This is a genomic window from Mycobacterium sp. 5-140-3-2 (assembly GCF_035666375.1).
Lineage (GTDB): Bacteria > Actinomycetota > Actinomycetes > Mycobacteriales > Mycobacteriaceae > Mycobacterium > Mycobacterium intracellulare.
This window is the reverse complement of the sequence record NZ_CP142025.1, coordinates 4,993,576-5,012,311: the sequence shown is the minus strand read 5'-3', so window position 1 is coordinate 5,012,311 and position 18,736 is coordinate 4,993,576. Positions and strand designations below refer to the sequence as shown.

Below are 18,736 nucleotides of genomic sequence, written 5' to 3'. Positions count from 1 at the left end.
AGGCTGCTGGCTATGCCTAAGCTGCCCCCCTCCCTGGTTCTGGCCGGTTGCGCCGCGCTGCTGGGCGCCTGCTCGACGCCGCAGTACGCGTCGTCCGTCCCGGGCACCACGCCCGCGATCTGGACGGGATCGCCGTCGCCGTCGGGCGCCAAGGCCGCAGAGGCGGGGCCGGCGGAGGTGCCCACCGTCACCACGCACCTGAAGGCACCGGACGGCACCCAGGTCGCGATCGCCAAGTTCGAATTCAACAACGGCTACGCGACGGTCACCATCGAGACGACCGCCAACGGCGTACTCGCGCCCGGCTTTCACGGCGTCCACATCCACAAGGTGGGCAAGTGCGAGCCCAACTCGGTCGCCCCGAACGGCGGTGCGCCCGGCGACTTCCTGTCCGCCGGTGGGCACTTCCAGGTGCCCGGACACGCCACCGAACCCGCCAGCGGGGACCTGACCTCCCTGCAGGTGCGCAAAGACGGTTCCGGGACGTTGGTGACCACCACCGATGCCTTCGCCATGGAGGACCTGCTCACCGGGCAGAAGACCGCGATCATCATTCACGCCGACGCGGACAACTTCGCCAACATCCCCGCCGAGCGCTACAACCAGACCAACGGCACGCCGGGCCCCGACGAGACGACGAAGAGCACCGGTGACGCCGGCAAGCGGGTGGCATGCGGTGTCATCGGTGCCGGCTAAAAGGCGTGACGCGCGCATCGATTTCGCCCGTTCGTCACGGCCGACCATCGGGGTGGAGTGGGAGTTCGCGCTCGTCGACGCGCAGACCCGCGACCTGAGCAACGAAGCCACCGCGGTGATCGCCGAGATCGGCGAAAACCCGCGTGTGCACAAGGAATTGCTGCGCAACACCGTCGAGGTCGTCACCGGCATCTGCCAAACCGCGGGCGAAGCGATGGAGGACCTGCGGCAGACCCTGGGCCCGGCGCGACGCATCGTGCGGGATCGGGGCATGGAGCTCTTCTGCGCCGGCGCACATCCGTTCGCGCAGTGGACCACCCAGAAGCTCACCGCCGGCGCGCGCTACGCCGAGCTGATCAAGCGCACCCAGTGGTGGGGACGGCAGATGCTGATCTGGGGTGTGCACGTGCACGTCGGGATCTCCTCGCCGAACAAGGTGATGCCGATCATGACGTCGCTGCTGAACTACTACCCGCACCTGTTGGCGCTGTCGGCGTCCTCACCGTGGTGGACCGGCGTGGACACCGGGTACGCCAGCAACCGGGCGATGATGTTTCAGCAGCTGCCCACCGCCGGGCTGCCGTTTCAGTTCCAGACCTGGTCGGAGTTCGAGGGATTCGTCTACGACCAGAAGAAGACCGGCATCATCGACCACGTCGACGAAGTCCGTTGGGACATCAGGCCTTCCCCGCACCTGGGCACGCTCGAGATGCGGATCTGCGACGGCGTGTCCAACCTGCGGGAGCTGGGCGCGCTGGTCGCTCTCACGCATTGCCTGGTGGTCGATTTGGACCGCAGGCTCGAAGCCGACGAGTCGTTGCCCAGCATGCCGCCGTGGCACAACCAGGAGAACAAATGGCGCGCGGCGCGCTACGGCCTGGACGCGGTGATCATCCTGGACGCCGACAGCAACGAGCGATTGGTCACCGAGGATCTCGACGACGTGCTGAACCGGCTGGAGCCGGTCGCGAAGAAGTTGAACTGCGTCGACGAGCTCGCCGCGGTGGCCGAGATACCCCGGCAGGGCGCCTCCTACCAGCGCCAGCGCCGGGTGGCCGAGGAACATGACGGCGACCTGCGCGCGGTCGTCGACGCCCTGGTGTCCGAGCTGGAAATCTGATGATGGAATCCCTTGAGCTGGCGATGTTTCCGCTCGAGTCGGCGCTGCTGCCCGACCAGGACCTGCCGCTGCGGATCTTCGAGCCCCGTTACGGGGCGCTGGTGCGGCATTGCGTGGACGCGGGCGACCCGTTCGGGGTGGTGCTGATCGCGCGGGGGCGCGAGGTGGGCGGCGGTGATGAGCGTTGCGACGTCGGCGTGCTGTCGCGGATCACCGAATGCGTCGACCAGGGCGCCGGCCTGTACGCGCTGCGCTGCCGGACCGGCGAACGGATCCGGGTGCGCGAATGGCTGCCCGACGATCCCTATCCGCGGGCGCGGATCACGCTATGGCCCGACGAGCCGGGACCCGAGGTCTCGCCGGCCCAGTTGCTCGACGTCGAAGACCGCGCGGTGGCCCTGTTCGAGCGGATCGCGCAGGCGCGCGGGATCACCCTGCCCGGCCGCGAGGTGCTGTTGGGCCACGACCCCCAGGCCCCGGCGGGGGAGCGCCTGTTCGCGTTGGCCTCGCGCATCCCGATCGGCACGGCCGACCGCTACACGGTGCTGGCGGCCCCAACGGCCGCCGAGCGCCTCGCCGCGCTGAGCGAAGCCGTGGACGCGGTCGCCGAGGTGGTCGAGTTTCAGCTCTCCGAATAGAACTGCGCGACAGGAGCTTACGATGAAGGTTCACCTGCAGGTGGACGGTTCACCGGCGGGTGCGGCGGCCAGCGCCGCCGACATAGCCGCGACGGGCGCGGATGGCCTGTTCACGTTCGAAGGCCAGCACGACGTCTTCTTCCCGCTGCTCCTCGCCGCCGGCACGACCGGCCTGGACCTCATGACCAACGTGGCGATCGCGCCGCCGCGCAGCCCGTTGCACCTGGCGCACTCGGCCTACGACCTGCAGTGCTATAGCGGCGGGCGGTTCCGCCTCGGCCTCGGCTCCCAGATCAAGGTGCACATCGAAAAGCGTTATGGCAGTAAATGGGACAAGCCCGCGGCCCGTATGGCCGAGGCCATCGCCGCGATCAAGGCGATCTTCGCCGCGTGGGAAAACCAGGGCCGCTTGGACTTTCGCGGCGAGTTCTACACGCACACCGTGATGGCGCCCAACTTCAACCCCGGGCCCAACCCGTTCGGCCCGCCGCCGGTGCTGCTGGGCGCGCTGGGCCCGGTGATGACCCGCACCGCCGCCGAGGTCGCCGACGGATTGTTGGTGATGCCGTTCAACAGCGCCCGCCATTTCGCCGAACGCACCGTGCCCGCGATTGCCGAGGGGCTGCGCCGTTCGGGCCGGGCGTTCGGTGAGTTCACCGTCATCGCCCAGGCCATGGTTGCCGTCGGCCGCGACGAGGCGGATCTGGCGGCCGCGGTCAACGGGGTGGCGTCCCTCATCGCGTTTTACGGCTCGACGCCGGCCTACCTGCCGGTGCTGCAGGTCGAGGGCTGGGACGATGTCCAGCCCGAGCTCAACGCCCTGTCCAAGCAGGGCCGCTTCGCCGAGATGCGCCGGCTGGTCAGCGACGAGATGGTGGCCCGGATCGGGATCGTCGGAACGCCCGAGGAATGCGCGCGGCAGATCGCCGGCCGGTTCGGCGAGCACGCGGGGGAGGTGTGCTGTTACTTCCCCGGCTACACGCCGCGCGACGCCGACATCGCCGACCTGATCGGGGCCCTGCACCGGGCGCCGGCCCTGCCATGAGCGATGACCTGACGGTCGAAATCGACTCGGGCGTCGCGGTACTCACGCTCAACCGCCCCGAACAGCTCAACGCCTACACCGCCGAGATGGGCGCCCTGCTGAGCCGCGCGTACCGGGAGTGCGACGAGGACGACGACGTGCGGGCCATCGTGGTGACCGGGGCGGGGCGCGCCTTTTGCGCCGGCGCCGACTTCTCCGGTGACGCAAGCCCTTTCGATGCGCCCGCCGCTGACGGCACGTTCTCGGCGTCGCCGATCACCCCGGCGGCCTTCGAATTGCGCAAACCGGTGATTGCCGCGGTCAACGGCCACGCCATCGGAATCGGCCTCACGATCGCGTTACAGGCAGACATCCGGATCCTGGCCGAGGACGCCAAATACGGTGTGGTGCAGGTACGGCGGGGCGTGATCCCCGACTGCATGGCGCATTGGACGCTGGCCCAGTTGACCACCCTGGGGGTGGCCGCCGACATCCTGCTCACCGGCCGGACGTTCGGCGGGGCCGAGGCCGTGACGCTCGGGATCGCCAACCGGGCCCTGCCCGGCGAGCGGGTCCTCGACGACGCGCTGACGGTGGCCCGCGACATCGCGCTCAACGTGGCGCCGATGTCGGCCGCGCTGTGTAAACGCCTGCTGTGGGACAGCGCGATCCATCACTACACGCCACGGCAGGTCGCCGCGCTGGAGACCCGGTTGCACGAGCGGGTGATGGGCGGCGCCGACGCCGCTGAGGGCGTCGCCGCCTTCCTGGACCACCGCGCACCGAATTTCACCGCCCGGGTTTCCCGGGATTGGGTACCGCTTCCCGAACCGTGACCGAGTCATCGTGCGGTGCAAAGCCTTTCGGAGAGCTCCCACAGTTGCGCCGCGCGCCGCTCGTCGCGAGCGTGCGGCGCTGCCTCACCGATCCCGCAGTCCTCCAGGTAGTCCCCGCCGCGGCCGGCGAGGTCGGGGCTTACCGCGGCCCATACCTGCGTCGCCGCACCGTGTTCGGGCATGACGAAATCGAGGAAGCCGTCGGAGGGCTCGCGGCTGTTTTCGGCGACGAGGCTGCGCAGCGCGGAGAAGTCCGAGCGCGACATGTACCGCGCGAGCGCGGTCGCCACGGTGCCCGGATGCACGGCGTAGGCGCGGATTCCCGCGTCGCGCAGGCGCCGGTCGGCTTCGATCGCATGCAGGACGTTCGCCGTCTTGGAGGCGCCGTAGGCGGCGAACTTGTCGTATTCGCGACGCTCCCAGTTGGGGTCGTCGACGTCGACGTCACCCATCACGTGGCCACCGGACGACAGGATCACCACCCGGGCGGCGCCGGCGGCGGTGAGCTGGGGGATCAGCAGCCGGGTGAGCTCGAAATGCCCGAAATGGTTTGTCCCGATTTGCAGTTCGAAGCCGTCCCGGGTCCGGCCAAAGGGTGTGAACATCACGCCGGCGTTGTTCATCAACACGTCGACGACCGGCGTGATGCCGGCGACCGCGCTCGCCGCCGCCCGCACGCTGGACAGGTCGGTGAGGTCGAGCGATACCGTCGACGTCCGGGCAGCCGGAACCTCGGACGCGATCCACCGGGCCGTCTCCGCCAGCGCATCGGGGTTGCGGGCGGCCAGGATGACGTGCGCGCCCCCGGCGGCCAGCGCCCGGGCCGACTCGCGGCCCAGTCCCGACGACGCGCCGGTGATCACACATGTCTTGCCGGACAAATCGATTCCCTCGACGATCTGCAGGGCCGTTGGATGCTCGGTCATGCGGACCAACCTATCGCCGCGGCCGGTTCGCGGCTGCAAAGTCCTTACCGCCGGTGACTGGCGGCGCGGGCACGGGAGCCGGAGACTGGCATGACGAAAAGGAGTGCACATGTCTGACGGCCCAGATCAACCCGCCGACGCGGCCGATCCGGTTGCGGGCGCCGACACGGAATGGCGCTCGGCGCTTGCCACATTCGGGCCCCATCACGAGTCAACCTTGACCGCGCTGCTCGCGCTGGCGTCCGCGCGCTGGACCGCCGGGGACAGCCTCGGTGCCGTCCACGATGCCGGGCCAGGTGCTGGCCGTCAGGCGCGAAACACTCGGAGACGAACATCCCTCCACCCTTGGCGTGGCGGGGCTGGTCGCGATTTGGCGCTACCACCGCGGCGAAGAGGGCAGCGTCGATGAGCTGCGCGAGCTCGTCCCGGTGATGACCCGGGTACTCGGCGCCGAGCAAGCGGACACGTTGTGGGTTACCCACGCTTTGGCGACCGCCGAGGATGTCGGCGCTGATCCCGCCGCCCGGCTGCTGCGCTGGGTGCAGTTGTGCGGCGCCGAGACTCGGGTATTCGGCCCCCGTAACGAATTGACCTTGGCGGCCGCCTTCGGGGTGGCCCAAGCGCGCCACGACCTCGGGGACCCCTTCGGCGCCAGCACCGACGCGTTGATCGTCGTCGGCTACCGCCGGCGTCTGCTTGGCGAACATCATCCCCACACGCTGGCCGCGCAACTGTCGCGGCTGACGTGGCTGGGGGAGGCCGAGGGTATCAACGATCACACCCTCAACGAGTTCGACGAGCTGATCGTGGCCCTGCAGAACACGCTCGGCCACGACCACGAGCACACGCTGATCGCGCGCTACAACCGCGCTGTCTGGACACCGGAGACTGCCGACGAGGTCGAGCGAGTTTCCGAATGGGAGGTCCTGGCCGAGGATCTCGCGCGCGTTCTCGGCGAGCAGCATTCCGTGACGGTCGAGGCTGCCCAGAGACTCGGCGCCGCCCGCGCCGAATGGGAGGACAGCGTCAACGAGACCCGCAACATTGCTTTCGATCTCTTCGTCGACGCCGAATCCGAAGACCGCGAAATCGATGTCATGCCCGGGCGGGATTGGATGGCCCCGGGCAATCTCGACGACGACGCCGTGGCCAAAGTCGCCGAAGACGCCGACGAACAACGCTCCGATCGCGTGGATCTCATGGAACACGCGGTGGAGGTGAAAAGGGCGCTCGCCCGCAGCGCCCGCAGGCTGGGCAACGATCACATCGAAACGTTGCAATGGAGGTACTACCTCGCCTGGTGGCTATGGAACGGCCACGAATTCGACCCGGCCGCGGCGCGCACCCGAAAGCTCATCGATGACGGTGGACGTGTGCTCGGTGAAGATCACCCACTCATCGATGCGACGCGGACCCTCGACCACCACATCACCAACCGCGTCTGGGGTGGGTTGAGCCCGTTCTGGGATGGGAGCGCGCTGGTGTGAGAGCTGGAATCCGACGGTGGTCGGCTTCGGTCTCGGCCAATGACTTCAGCGTGAGCAACTGCTTGCGCATCATCAGCAGGTCACCCAGCGCCAGGGCCTGAGCGAGGAGCCGAGGCCCGGCGAACAACACGCGCGCATGCAGCCGCGAGCCCTCCCCTTCGGGGCGGATCGCATACGTGACGGCCACACCCTTGGATTGCAACGTGATCTGCCGACCGTCGAGAAACGACCGCAAGACGAAGATGGTCATGAATCGCTGCCCGACCGCAAGGCGCGTCAGCTCGGGGTCGCGCCGGCGGGGGCTGCGGCGCCCGAGGTTATCGAGGCTGTCGTAGCTGTAAGGCGCCACGCGCAACTGGCACAGCCAACCGAACACGATCGAGGGGGGCGCGGCGACGCTGATCGCGCGGTCGGCCCGGACGCCGGCCGAGGGCAGGACGCCGTCGCCGGGCAGCGGTGTCGTTCGCTCCCAGGGCCTGACCCCCCACGTCAGGCCCGGCGTCACGGGACCGGAGTCCTGCGTGAATGAACCCTTGCCGCAACGCGTTTCAGCGTCCACCTTACGGCGACGCGGTGCGCGCCGGTGCCGATGACGAGCGCCCGATACGCCTTCCCGTGGATGCCCGGGAACGCGGCCCAGGTCGCCGCGCGCAGCCGGGTGCGGGCGGCGCCGTCGAGTTCGTCGAGCTCGAAGACCCACCGGTAGACCGCGAACCAATGGCGGCCCTTCAGCGCGAACCGCGCCGGCGCGCGCGCTTCGTCCAGGACGAAGCCGACCGGCACGGTCGTCGCGTCATGCGGGTCGCGGCACATCACCCGCAGCAGCGCCGACCACGTGTCTGCGCGGTTCGCGTCGAGGGTTATGGCATGCTCGTCGATATAGGGTAATCGTTCCATATAGAAGGACTGTACTAGATCATGGCGCCTCCGCGGAAGCATGAAACCGATGTGATCCTCGACGCCGCCCGGGCGCTGGTGCTCGACGGCGGACCGCGCGCGGCCAGCGTCGCCGCCATCGCGAAAACCAGTGGAGCGCCGGCGGGCACGCTGTATCACCGGTTCGGCAACCGCGACGGCGTCCTGACGGCGGCGTGGCTGCGGGCGCTGGAACGCTTTCAGGCGCGGGCGCTGGCCGCCGAGGGGGACACGCCGGCGGACACGGCCGTGGCGATGGCGGTGGCGGCCGTCGGCTTCGCGCGCGCCCTGCCCGAGGACGCCCGGCTGTTGTTGACGATCCGCCCGGGCGACCTGCTCGACGAGGAGCCCGACGCGGCATTCCGGCAGACGCTCACCGCGATGAACGCCCCGCTGACCGAGCGGATCGCGGTGTTGGCGCGGCAGCTGTACGGGAACGCCAGGCCGCGCTCCGTCGACGCCGTCGCGCGGGCGGTCGCCGACCTGCCCTACGCGGTGGTGCGCCGCCACGCCCACGACGATCCGATGCCGTCCTGGCTCGAAAAGGACGTCGCCGCCTCGGCGTTGGCCGTGCTAAACAGCTTTGGCGAACGCCCGTAGGGACTCGACCTGCGCGGGATCCAGTGAGGGGCGGACGGTTTCGCGCGCCGCCGCGAGATCGGCGGCCGTCACGTCGGTGGCATCGAGGGATCGGCGCATGGCCGTGAGGGCGGCCTCCCGCAGCAGCGCCACGCAGTCGGCGGCGCTGTAGCCGTCGAGCCCGGCGGCCACCTCGTCGAGGTCGACATCGGCGCTCAGCGGAACCGATTTGCCCGCGGTGCGCAGGATGTCGCGGCGGGCGGCGGCATCGGGGGGTTCGACGAAGACCAGCCGCTCCAGCCGGCCGGGACGCAGCAGCGCGGGGTCGATGAGATCCGGGCGGTTGGTGGCGCCCAGGACGACGACGTCGCGCAGCGGATCGACGCCGTCGAGCTCGGTCAGCAGCGCGGCCACCACCCGGTCGGTGACGCCCGAGTCGAAGCTCTGCCCGCGCCGCGGCGCCAGCGCGTCGACCTCGTCGAGGAAGACCAGCGAGGGCGCCGAGTCCCGGGCGCGCCGAAACAGTTCGCGCACAGCCTTTTCCGAACTGCCCACCCACTTGTCCATCAGCTCGGAGCCCTTGACCGCGTGCACGGACAGCTGCCCGGTGCTGGCCAGCGCGCGCACGACGAAGGTCTTGCCGCAGCCGGGCGGGCCGTACAGCAGCACGCCGCGCGGCGGGTCGACGCCGAGCCGGGCGAAGGTGTCGGGATGCTGCAGCGGCCACAACACGGCCTCGGTCAGCGCTTGGCGGGCCTCGGCCATGTCGCCGACGTCGTCGAGGGTGATGTCGCCGACGCTGACTTCTTCACTGGCCGAGCGGGACAGCGGCCTGATGACGCTCAGCGCGCCGATCAGGTCCTCCTGGCTGAGCTCGGGGGGCCGGCCGTCGGCACTGGCCCGCGACGCCGCGCGCAGCGCCGCCTCGCGCACCAGCGCGGCCAGGTCGGCGACGACGAAACCCGGTGTGCGTGAGGCGATCTCGTCGAGATCCAGGCCGCCGGCGGGGACGTTTTTGAGCAGCGATTCCAGCAGCGCTTTGCGGGTGGCGGCGTCGGGCAGCGGCAGGCCCAGCTCGCGGTCACACAGGTCGGGGGCCCGCAGGCGGGCGTCGAGTTGGTCGGGTCGCGCGGAGGTGGCGATCAGGGCGACGCCGTCGCTGGCCACCGCGGTGCGCAGCTCGCCCAGGATCAGCGAGGCCACCGGGTCGGCGGCGGCCGGCAGCAGGGCGTCGACGTCAGTGATCAGCAGCACGCCACCGCCGTCGCGCACCGTCTGCACCGCCGAGGCCACCGCCTTGAGCCGGTCTTCGGCGGCCAGCGCGCCGACCTCCGGGCCGTCCAGCGTGACCAGCCGGCGATCGCCGCAGACCGCGCGGACCAGCGTCACCTTGCCCACCCCGGCCGGGCCGGACACCAGCACCCCGAGGTTGGTGCCGGCGCCCAGGGTCTTGAGCAGGTGCGGTTCGTCGAGCGCAAGCTTGAGCCATTCGACGAGCTTGGCGGCCTGCGGCTGGGTGCCCTTGAGCTCCTCGACGACCATCTCCGGCCGGGCGACTTCGACCGATACCCGCGACGACGTCATCGCGCCGGACGCGACATCGCCGGTGCCCCAGGTGACGAGCGAGTTGGGCTGCACGCTGACCGGCCCCACGGGGTCGACACCCGTGACGGTCAACAGCTCCGAGGTCCAGCTGATGCCCACGGCCGTGGCCAGCGCCCGGGTGGCGGCCGAGGTGGACGTGCCGGGTCCCAGGTCGCGGGGCAGCAGCGACACGGCGTCGCCCACCATGACCACCTTGCCGAGCAGGGCCTGGCGCAGCGTGTCCGGCGTGATCGACTGGCTGGCCAGCGTCGAGCCGGACAACGTCACCGACCGCGCGCCGTAGACCGTGACCGCGCCGACGACCACCGCGGACCCCTCCCGCAGTCCCGCGTTGGACAGCGTCACGTCGTCGAGCAACACGGTGCCGACCGGCGTGCCCGGGCCGGCCAGGCCCGCGACCGCCGCCGTGGTCCGCGACCCGATCAGCGACACCGCGTCCCACTCACGAATCCCCAGTGCGGCAACCGCGCTCGGATGCAACCGGACGACGCCGCGGCGGGAGTCGACGGCCGAGGTGTTCAGCCGAGCCGTCAAAGTGAGCTGACGGGACGCGGGATTGATGGCTCCGCTCCTCAGCGGCCCGGAGCGGCCCGCATCGTCGCCGGAGCCGCCGGCCGTCACGGCACCCGCCTGCCCGGCTTTCGCAGGCCCAGCCGCGCGACCGATCGACGGTTGGGCTGCGCCCGGCGGATCGCGCGGCGGGTGGCGCGACGCTGCTTGGGTTCGTCGTCCCACGCCTCGGGGTGGGCGGCCAGCCAGCGCTGGTTGCGGATGGCGAACGGCACGTGGCACAGGTAGGCGATGATGATCACCCAGATCAAAACGTAGGGCGCCAGCACCGCCGCGGCCGCGCAGATCGCCAGGATCGCCAGCAGCGGGGCGGCCCAACTCGGCGGCACCGCGACCGCGTGCATCTTGCGCATCGGGATCTTGCTGACCATCAGGATCGAGGTCCCCGTGATCCAGATGCACAGGAACAGCGGCGAGGTCCACCAGCCGTCACCGAACTGCAGCTTGAGCCCGATCAGGCCGATCATCGAGATCGCCCCTGCCGGCGCGGGCATGCCGACGAAGAATTCGTGCGTGTAGGCGGGTTGGCTGCCGTCGTCCTGCAACGCGTTGAACCGCGCCAGCCGCAACACGACGCAGACGGCGTAGAGCAGGATCACGACCCAGCCCGCCGGAGAGTTGGTCAGCAGCGTCACATAGAGCACGATCGCCGGGGTCACGCCGAAGTTCACCGCGTCGGCCAGTGAGTCGATCTCCTCGCCCATCCGCGACTGGGCGTCCAGGATGCGCGCCACCCGCCCGTCCAGACCGTCGAGGATGGCCGCCGCCGCGATCAACGCCATCGCGGCCTTGGGCTGGTGTTCGAGGGCGAACCGGATCGAGGTCAATCCCGCGCACACCGAGAGCACCGTCATCGCGCTGGGCAGGATCTGCAGGTTGACCGCCCGGCCGCGCGGCTTGCTGATCATGGCAGCTCGGCCAGCACGGTCTCGCCGGCGATCGCGCGCTGGCCGACTTTCACCAGCGGTTCGCAGCCGGCCGGCAGGTAGGTATCGAGCCGGGAGCCGAACCGGATCAGCCCGTAGGTGTCGCCGATCGACAGCTTGTCCCCGACGTGCGCGTCGCAGATGATCCGCCGCGCCAGCAGCCCCGCGACCTGAACCGCGACCACGTCGGCACCGCCCGGGGTGCGGATGACCAGGCTGGTCCGCTCGTTCTCGGTGCTGGCGGCGGCCAGGTCGGCCGACCCGAAGCGGCCCGGCCGGTGCTGCACGGCGATCACCTCGCCGCTGACCGGTGCGCGCTGCACATGGGCGTCCAGCAGTGACAGGAAGATGCTGACCCGCGGCAGCGCCGCGTCGCCCATGCTCAATTCGGCGGGCGGGGTGGCGAAGTCGATCACGCAGATCTCGCCGTCGGCGGGGGCGACGACGGCCCCGGGTCGGGTGGGCGGCACCCGTGGGGGATGCCGGAAGAACCCCGCGCAGGCCCCCGCGGCCAGCAGGCCCGCCCGTCGCACCCAGCGGTGACGGCGGCCGGCCAGGGCCAGCACCAGCCCGGCGCCGATGAACGGGCGCCCGGCCGGGTGCACCGGCGGGACGGCGGAGCGCACCAGCTCCAGCGCGTGTTGGGGGCTGAAGCCCGGGTCCGAAGCCGTGGGGCCGATAGTGCGGGGGCGTCGTGCCACGCGGCCATCTTACGGAGCCCGCGGTTGATTCGTGGATGCCCGCAGAGGGAACGTTGACCTTCGACATGCAACCGCACAGTGCTGATCGGCGGGCGACACCGGTGCGTCGGGCGAAACGCGGTGTCACCGCCGCATTCATCGCCCACGGTCTGGTGTTTTCGTCGTGGGCCGCCCACATTCCGCGGGTCAAGGACGAGCTGGGCCTCTCCGACGCGGCGTTGGGAACGGCGCTGTTCGGCGCCCCGCTGGGATCGGTGGTGGCCACGCTGGCAAGCCACTGGGCGCTGCGGCGCTGGGGCAGCCACCGCCTGATCCCGGTCATGGTCGCCGGCTATGCGGTCGCGGGGACGACGGTGGGGCTGGCCAAATCCGGGGCCGCCCTGTTCGGCGCGCTGGCGTTGTGGGGGACGTTCCAGGGCGCGCTGGACGTCGCGATGAACACCCAGGCCGCGACCGTCGAGCGGGCCGCCCGGGCGCCGATCATGGCGCGGTTCCACGGCATGTGGAGCGTCGGGACGCTGGTGGGGGCCGTCATCGGCGCGGCGTGCGTCGGCGCGGGCATCGGGCTGACCGCCCAGCTGACGGTCCTCGGGGCGGTCGTGCTGATCGTGGTGGGAACGCTCACCCGTCGCCTGATCCCCGATGCGGCAGATGACTCCGACGCGCCGTCGGGACCCACCCCCCAAGGCCGGCGGGCCTGGATGACGCCGACGGTGGCGATCCTGGCCGCGGTCTCGTTCGCGTCGTTCCTGTGCGAGGGCGCGGCGACCGACTGGTCGGCCAACTACCTGCGCAACGTCGTGGGCGCCGGCCCGAGCGTCTCGGCGTTGAGTTACGCGGCCTACACGCTGACGATGGTGATCACCCGGTTCGGAGCGCCCCGGCTGCACGCGCGGGTGCCCAGTCGCAGGCTGCTGCCGGCCCTGGCGGTGGTGGCCGTGGTGGGCATGAGCGTGACGCTGGCGACCGCCAACGCGGCCGTCGGCGTGCTAGGTTTCGCCGCACTGGGAATCGGCGTGGCGCTGCTGGTGCCCACCGCGTTCAGCGCGGCCTACGGCGCGAGCGAAGCGGGATCGGCGATCGCCATCGTGGCGGCGACGGGCTGGCTGGGCTACCTGCTCGGCCCGCCGCTGATCGGTCACCTGTCCGGCTGGGTGGGGCTGTCGGCGGCGCTGGCCACCATCCCGGTGATGATGGCGATCGTCGGCATCGCGATCCGCTACAACCCGGCCTTCGACAAGGCCGACGAATTCCACCGGGACGTGGCCACGCCCGCGGGCTAAGTCACCAACGTCCCTGGTCAGTACAGCTGGGTCTGATTGCCCGACTCCTCCTCACCCCGCTACGCGGGCTGCATCGTCGGCGGGCTAGGCCTGATTGCCCGACTCCTCCTCACCCCGCTACGCGGGCTGCATCGTCGGCGGGCTAGGCCTGATTGCCCGACTCCTCCTCACCCCGCTACGCGGGCTGCATCGTCGCCGGGCTAGCGCAGATCCCAGACCTGCAGCCGCGTTCCCTCGGGCACCTCGACAACGTCTTCGGGGATGTCGAGCAGCCCGTTCGCCGACGCCAGCCAGCGCAGGTGGTGCGAGGCCGGCGGCCCGTAGCTGGTGACCGAGCTCGCGTCCTCGCTGAGCACCGCGCGCCGGAACTGCCGCTTGCCCCGCGGCGAGGTCAGCGACTCGGCGAGGACGGCGGACCGGTGCGGGCGTTCCGGGTCGGGCAGGCCCATCGCCGTGCGCAACGCCGGCCGGATGAACACCTCGAAGGACACCAGCGCGCTGACCGGGTTGCCGGGCAGCGTGACGATCGTCGCGCCCGCCACCCGGCCCACGCCCTGCGGCATCCCGGGCTGCATCGCCACCTTGACGAATTCCACGCCCTGATCGCCCTCGCGCCCGAAGGCATCCTTGACCACCTCGTAGGCGCCGGCGCTGACACCGCCGCTGGTGATGATCAAATCGGAGTCCGCCGCGTACCGGTCGATGATCGAACTGAATTGGGCCACATCGTCTTCCGCGGTCGCGACGGCGACCAGATCGGCGCCCGCATCCCGGACCGCCCCGGCCAGCATGATCGAGTTGGACTCGTAGATCTGCCCCGGCCGCAGCGGGACGCCCGGGGTCACTAGCTCCGATCCGGTCGAGATCACCAGCACCCGCTGGCGCGGGATCACCGGCAACTCGGCGATCCCCAGCGCGGCGGCCAAGCCGAGCACCGCCGGCGTCACCACCTGGCCCCGGCGCAACACGGTGGTGCCGGGAGCGACGTCCTCACCCGCGCGCCGGATGTGCTTGCCGGCCTCGCGGGGCTCGCGGATCGACACGACGTCCACCCCGCCGTCGGTGGCCTCGACCGGAACGATCGCCGTCGCCCCCGCCGGCAGCGGGGCGCCCGTCATGATCCGGTGCGCCGTACCGGGTTGCAGCGTCAGCTCGTCGGTGCGCCCGGCCGGAATGTCCTCGGCGACCGGCAACACCACCGGGTTTTCCGGCGTCGCGGACGCCGTGTCCTCGGCGCGCACCGCGTAGCCGTCCATCGCGGAGTTGTCGAAGACCGGCAGCGCCAGCTGGGCGATGACGTCCTCGGCCAGCACCATGCCCTGGGCGTCGGTCAGCGCGACCGAAACCGGCGGCCGCGGACGAATCAAATCGGTGACGACGCGCTGATGTTCCGCGACTGATCGCATCGGGGCCATTATCCGCGCGTCAGACCGGGAAGCGGACGCCGGTAAGCTCTTCGGAGACGGCCCACAGCCGGCGTTGCAGTTCCGCGTCGTGGGACTGGGCGCTGGACTTGACGAGCTTCGGGTGGCCACGCTGCTCGAGGAATCCGTCCGGGCCGAAGTACTGCCCGCCCTGGACGTCCGGATCGGTGGCGGCCCGCAACGTCGGCAGCGCACCCATGGCCGCACTCTGGAACAGCACCGGGCCCAGCGCCGCGGCGGCGGGCCGGAAGATCGCCGGCAGGTTGCGGGTCAGCTCGGTGTTGGAGCCGCCGGGGTGCGCGGCCACGGCGATGGTCTTCGCGTCGGGCGTGGCCGCCAGCCGGCGCTGCAGCTCGTAGGTGAACAGGAGGTTGGCCAGCTTGGATTGCCCGTAGGCGGCGATCCGGTCGTACCGGTGTTCCCATTGCAGGTCGTCGAAGTGGATCGCGGCGCGCAGCCGGTGGCCGAGGCTGCTGATGGTCACCACCCGCGAATCCCGCACGGGGAGCAGGTGGTCGAGCAGCAACCCGGTCAGCGCGAAGTGGCCCAGATGGTTGGTGCCGAACTGCAATTCGAATCCGTCCGCGGTGACCTGCTTGGGCGTCCACATCACCCCGGCGTTGTTGATCAGCAGGTCGATGCGCGGGTAGGCCGCGCGCAGCGCGTCGGCGGCCGACCGGACCGCGTCCAGCGAGGTCAGATCCAGCTGCTGCAGGGTGACGTCTACTTCTCGGGACCCTTGCCCCCCGGCGGCGACGATGCGCGACAGCGCCGCGTTGCCCTTCTCGGGGTTGCGCACCGCGAGCACGACGTGGGCGCCGCGGTGGGCCAGCACGGCGGCCGCCTCATACCCGATGCCGGTGTTCGCGCCGGTGATGACGACGACGCGCCCGCTCTGATCCGGGACGTCACTCTCCGACCAGGCGCGGGTTTCTTTGTCGTTGGAAGCCATGGCCCAAAACATACTCACCCCGGCCGGATGTTGCCGGGCGCGTCATCGCTCGGTTGTCATCTGCGCGCGCAGCCAGGCGATGACCCGCGGCACCACCTCGGGCGCCTTGCTCATGGCGACATGGCCGGTGCCCTCGATGAGGTGCACCTCGGTGTCGGGCCGGCCCTGGAAGACGAGCGTGTCGGACTGCGGGACGAAGTAGTCGTCGGCGCCATTGATCACCAACATTTCCGAATTGCCTTGCCGGGCAAGCAGATCCCGTCGGTTGAGCCGGCCGAGGCCGGCGCTGAGCTCCTCGAGGGTGGGGGAATGATCCCAGTGCATGGCGTTGCCCACGATGTCGCGCATGCCGTAGGGCAGCTTTGCGATGTTCTCGGCGGCGAACGCGTCGACCACCGGGCCACCGAGTTCGATTGCGGCGTCGACGATTCCGGTCAGCCCGGACATCGCGGCGAAGTTCCCGCCGAATGACGCGCCGAAGTGTGCGACCCGGCCGTCGCCCAGCGTCCGGGCGTAGCCCACCAGGCCGCGGATCACCTCGTCGGCGTGTTCATCGAGCGGGATGTCCGTCTCGCCGGTGCCGGGATGGTCGAAGGCCAGCGTGGTCACGCCCGCGCCCTGGGTGAATGCGACCCACCACGGGTGGATGTCCATCTTCCAGGTGTCCACACCGCCGCTGGCGATCAGCACCGCCCGGTCCGAGTATCGGCCGTCGGCCGAATACAGGTGCACCGGCACCTCGACCGATCCGCCGCGGTACCCGACGGCGACGATGCGGCGCTCGAAGTGCACCGGAAAGCCGTTGGCCGCCAACTGAAATTGCTCGAGCTGGTGCTGCAGCGCCTTGACCCGGGCGGCGTCCGTCAGGCAGGGGAACTTGGCGCACCCGTACACCAGGGACGCCATCCGATGGTCCCCGCGCTCGGCGTAATCCCTTGCCACCCGCGACCATTCGTAGACCCAGCCGCCCGGCGCGTCGGCCCACATGTCGTCGACGGCCGAGCGGACCCGCTCAATGTCCTCGAGTGGAACGCCGAACTTCGCGAACTGGTCGGTGCGGTCGTCGAACATGGCCGCGGCGTCGATGTCGTAGGTGTACATGGGGCCGCTCCCTCGAGATTTTCACGGACCGTTGAGACTAGTCTCACGCTACGGTGAAATTAGTTTCAACGCAAGGAGAAATTCACGCTACGATGAAACTCGTGGCGAAGACTGCGACGACGCCCGGGACCCCTGGACCCCGGGACGAACGGGGGGTGCTCGCCGCGCGCATCGCCGCGGCGGCGCGCGACGAATTCGCCGTGCACGGCTGGGCCGGCACCACGATCCGGGCGGTCGCGCGGCGGGCCGACGTCGACCCGGCGCTGGTCTACCACTACTTCGGGTCGAAGGAAGGGCTGCTCGACGCCGCGACCAACCCGCCCCAGCAGTGGCTGGACCGCGTCGCCGAGGTGTGGGCCACCCCGGTCGAGCGGCTCGGCGCCGCACTGCTGCAGCTGCTGCTGGCCAGCTGGGCCGACGATGAGATCGGGCCGACGCTGCGGGCCATCCTGCAGACCGCGGCGCACGACCCCGCCACCCGCGACAAACTCCGTCGCGTGGTCGAGGGCAGCCTGATGGGGGTCTCGGGGCTCGGCAGCGACGACCGGGACCGCTTGATCCGCAGCGGCCTCATCTCCTCACAGATGATGGGGTTCGCGCTGATGCGCTACGTGTGGAAGATCGAGCCCGTCGCCTCGATGACCGACGACGAGGCCATCGCCGCGATCGCCCCAAACCTGCAGCGCTACGTCGACGGCGACCTGGGCGGTCAGACCCAGTAGTTGTCGTGGCGGACGAACCACTCCCGGCGTTCCTCGTCGGTCATGTCGGCCAGCGCCGCGAAGCCTTCGAAGTAGGCCTCGCGGGGGGCGCCCGGCGCGAACAGCATCAGGATCGACGCCGGCTCGTCGGCCTCGTTGCGGAAGCCGTGGACGCCGCCCGGCGGGACATAGAGGAAATCGCCCTGGTGCCCGTCGGCCCACTCGGTGCCGTCGTAGAGCTTCATCGTCCCGGAGAGCACGAAGAAGGCCTCCGACATGGCCCGGTGGAAGTGGGCCGGGGGACCGCCGCCGGCCGGGGCGATGTCGACCCGATAGAGGCCGTAGTCGCCGGCGGTGTCCTGTTGGTTGGCCAAATAGTGGTATTTGACGCCGGAGGTCTCGTAGTCCGGGGGCTGGTCGGCCCGCTTGAGCCAAGCGCTGATCTCCGGCTCTTCGGCGGTGTAGCGGGCCGGCGGGTAGGGCGGCACGACGAGGGACATGGCTCCAGTGTGCGCATAACATCGCGTGGATGGAGGCCGCGGAGGAACTGCGCGTGGAACGGCTGCTGGACGCCGAACGCAAAGCGGCGCAACTGTTCGACGAGATCGAGCGGCGGGCCATGATTCGGCCCGGGGTCGGGGAGAAGGAGCTCTCCGATGAGATTCACGACCTGGCCGGCGAGATGTTCGGCGTGACCCGGCACTGGCATCGGCGGATCGTGCGCGCCGGGGAGAACACGCTGCAACCGTTCCACGAGCGCCCGCCGGACCGGCTGATCGTCGACGACGACATCGTCTTCCTGGATCTGGGGCCGATCTTCGAGGAGTGGGAGGCCGACTTCGGCCGGACCTTCCTGTTGGGCGACGACCCACACAAGAAGGCCGTCCGCGACGCGCTGCCCCGGGCGTGGCAGGCCGGCCGCGACTACTTCGCCGGCCATCCCGACGTCACCGGCGCCGAGCTGTTCGACTTCGTCGTCGGGGTGGCGCACGCGGAGGGCTTCGAGTGGGCCAGCCGGATCGCCGGGCACCTGGTGGGGGAGTTCCCGCACAAGAAGATCGCCGGCCCCGGCATCGAGTGGTACATCATGCCCGGCTCGGACAAGCCGATGCGCCGCACCGACCCGCGCGGGCGCATCTGCCACTGGATCCTCGAGATCCATCTGGTCGACCGGCCGCGCGGCTTCGGCGGGTTCTACGAGCAGCTGCTCGACCTGCCCTGAGCCCCACTACTTCTTGCACTCGGCATAGGC

The 18,736-nt window shown here is 70.4% G+C and carries 20 protein-coding genes; 10 read left to right on the top strand and 10 right to left on the bottom strand.

The genetic code is table 11. The annotated features are described in order from the left end of the window. Nucleotides 1-12: 12 nt before the first annotated feature. The 5 genes from sodC to P6281_RS23495 are packed head-to-tail and all read left to right on the top strand — an operon-like array spanning nt 13 to nt 4,314. Entirely contained in the window at nt 13-696 is a 684-nt protein-coding gene (sodC, locus tag P6281_RS23515) for a superoxide dismutase[Cu-Zn] (RefSeq protein WP_008261360.1), read from the top strand. Then, nucleotides 686-1,816 carry a glutamate--cysteine ligase gene (locus P6281_RS23510; protein WP_008261359.1) on the top strand — a complete coding sequence of 377 codons (1,131 nt, stop codon included), beginning with the start codon at nt 686-688 and terminating at the stop codon, nt 1,814-1,816. The genes sodC and P6281_RS23510 overlap by 11 nt, the downstream gene beginning before the upstream one ends. Continuing rightward, nucleotides 1,816-2,454 carry an LON peptidase substrate-binding domain-containing protein gene (locus P6281_RS23505; RefSeq protein ID WP_008261358.1) on the top strand — a complete coding sequence of 213 codons (639 nt, stop codon included), beginning with the start codon at nt 1,816-1,818 and terminating at the stop codon, nt 2,452-2,454. The genes P6281_RS23510 and P6281_RS23505 overlap by 1 nt, the downstream gene beginning before the upstream one ends. Nucleotides 2,455-2,476: 22 nt before the next feature. Next, nucleotides 2,477-3,499 (top strand): TIGR03617 family F420-dependent LLM class oxidoreductase, encoded by a 1,023-nt coding sequence (locus tag P6281_RS23500; protein WP_008261357.1) that lies wholly within the window; start codon nt 2,477-2,479, stop codon nt 3,497-3,499. Then, nucleotides 3,496-4,314 (top strand): enoyl-CoA hydratase-related protein, encoded by an 819-nt coding sequence (locus P6281_RS23495; protein ID WP_008261356.1) that lies wholly within the window; start codon nt 3,496-3,498, stop codon nt 4,312-4,314. Before P6281_RS23500 ends, P6281_RS23495 begins: the two co-directional genes overlap by 4 nt. Before the next feature lie 5 nt (nt 4,315-4,319). Here P6281_RS23495 and P6281_RS23490 read toward each other — a convergent pair whose 3' ends face one another. Continuing rightward, nucleotides 4,320-5,240: an SDR family NAD(P)-dependent oxidoreductase gene (locus P6281_RS23490; RefSeq protein ID WP_008261350.1), complete on the bottom strand. Its 921-nt coding sequence runs from the start codon at nt 5,238-5,240 to the stop codon at nt 4,320-4,322. 272 nt (nt 5,241-5,512) lie between these two features. Between P6281_RS23490 and P6281_RS23485 the strand changes: the two genes are divergently transcribed. Next, nucleotides 5,513-6,727 (top strand): hypothetical protein, encoded by a 1,215-nt coding sequence (locus tag P6281_RS23485; protein WP_020823657.1) that lies wholly within the window; start codon nt 5,513-5,515, stop codon nt 6,725-6,727. Here the strand turns inward: P6281_RS23485 and P6281_RS23480 are convergent. Both P6281_RS23480 and P6281_RS23475 read right to left on the bottom strand, forming a co-directional pair. After that, on the bottom strand, nt 6,669-7,232 hold the full coding sequence (locus P6281_RS23480; RefSeq protein ID WP_008261346.1) for a hypothetical protein: 564 nt from the start codon (nt 7,230-7,232) through the stop codon (nt 6,669-6,671). The two genes, P6281_RS23485 and P6281_RS23480, sit on opposite strands and share 59 nt — an antisense overlap. Next, nucleotides 7,229-7,624 (bottom strand): hypothetical protein, encoded by a 396-nt coding sequence (locus P6281_RS23475; RefSeq protein ID WP_008261344.1) that lies wholly within the window; start codon nt 7,622-7,624, stop codon nt 7,229-7,231. The genes P6281_RS23480 and P6281_RS23475 overlap by 4 nt, the downstream gene beginning before the upstream one ends. A gap of 21 nt (nt 7,625-7,645) precedes the next feature. Here P6281_RS23475 and P6281_RS23470 point away from each other — a divergent pair, with 21 nt between their 5' ends. Further along, nucleotides 7,646-8,242 (top strand): TetR/AcrR family transcriptional regulator, encoded by a 597-nt coding sequence (locus tag P6281_RS23470; protein WP_008261342.1) that lies wholly within the window; start codon nt 7,646-7,648, stop codon nt 8,240-8,242. On the opposite strand, the gene P6281_RS23465 is transcribed toward P6281_RS23470, so the two are convergent. Genes P6281_RS23465 through P6281_RS23455 form a run of 3 tightly spaced genes read right to left on the bottom strand, consistent with a single transcriptional unit; the run spans nt 8,216 to nt 12,023 of the window. Continuing rightward, the gene (locus P6281_RS23465) at nt 8,216-10,387 is read right to left on the bottom strand and encodes an AAA family ATPase (protein ID WP_036429626.1); all 2,172 of its coding nucleotides are present in this window, start codon (nt 10,385-10,387) and stop codon (nt 8,216-8,218) included. The two genes, P6281_RS23470 and P6281_RS23465, sit on opposite strands and share 27 nt — an antisense overlap. Before the next feature lie 56 nt (nt 10,388-10,443). Further along, nucleotides 10,444-11,304, bottom strand: a complete 861-nt coding sequence (pssA, locus tag P6281_RS23460) for a CDP-diacylglycerol--serine O-phosphatidyltransferase (RefSeq protein ID WP_008261338.1) — start codon at nt 11,302-11,304, stop codon at nt 10,444-10,446. Further along, on the bottom strand, nt 11,301-12,023 hold the full coding sequence (locus P6281_RS23455) for a phosphatidylserine decarboxylase (RefSeq protein WP_008261336.1): 723 nt from the start codon (nt 12,021-12,023) through the stop codon (nt 11,301-11,303). Before P6281_RS23455 ends, pssA begins: the two co-directional genes overlap by 4 nt. 35 nt (nt 12,024-12,058) lie before the next feature. Between P6281_RS23455 and P6281_RS23450 the strand changes: the two genes are divergently transcribed. Then, complete coding sequence (locus tag P6281_RS23450) at nt 12,059-13,306, top strand: MFS transporter (RefSeq protein ID WP_008261334.1); 1,248 nt, start codon at nt 12,059-12,061, stop codon at nt 13,304-13,306. A gap of 200 nt (nt 13,307-13,506) precedes the next feature. Here the strand turns inward: P6281_RS23450 and moeA are convergent, their stop codons facing one another. The 3 genes from moeA to P6281_RS23435 are packed head-to-tail and all read right to left on the bottom strand — an operon-like array spanning nt 13,507 to nt 16,783. Then, complete coding sequence (gene moeA / locus P6281_RS23445; RefSeq protein ID WP_008261332.1) at nt 13,507-14,712, bottom strand: molybdopterin molybdotransferase MoeA; 1,206 nt, start codon at nt 14,710-14,712, stop codon at nt 13,507-13,509. Between the two features lie 19 nt (nt 14,713-14,731). After that, nucleotides 14,732-15,682, bottom strand: a complete 951-nt coding sequence (locus P6281_RS23440) for an SDR family NAD(P)-dependent oxidoreductase (protein WP_095663089.1) — start codon at nt 15,680-15,682, stop codon at nt 14,732-14,734. Between the two features lie 42 nt (nt 15,683-15,724). After that, complete coding sequence (locus P6281_RS23435) at nt 15,725-16,783, bottom strand: alpha/beta fold hydrolase (RefSeq protein WP_008261322.1); 1,059 nt, start codon at nt 16,781-16,783, stop codon at nt 15,725-15,727. A 92-nt stretch (nt 16,784-16,875) separates the two neighbouring features. Here P6281_RS23435 and P6281_RS23430 point away from each other — a divergent pair, with 92 nt between their 5' ends. Next, nucleotides 16,876-17,505, top strand: a complete 630-nt coding sequence (locus tag P6281_RS23430; RefSeq protein WP_438941767.1) for a TetR/AcrR family transcriptional regulator — start codon at nt 16,876-16,878, stop codon at nt 17,503-17,505. On the opposite strand, the gene P6281_RS23425 is transcribed toward P6281_RS23430, so the two are convergent. After that, entirely contained in the window at nt 17,493-17,984 is a 492-nt protein-coding gene (locus P6281_RS23425) for a cupin domain-containing protein (protein ID WP_008261318.1), read from the bottom strand. The genes P6281_RS23430 and P6281_RS23425 overlap by 13 nt on opposite strands. 29 nt (nt 17,985-18,013) lie before the next feature. On the opposite strand from P6281_RS23425, the gene P6281_RS23420 reads away from it, so the two are divergent. After that, entirely contained in the window at nt 18,014-18,706 is a 693-nt protein-coding gene (locus P6281_RS23420) for a M24 family metallopeptidase (protein WP_008261315.1), read from the top strand. Nucleotides 18,707-18,736 lie beyond the last annotated feature (30 nt).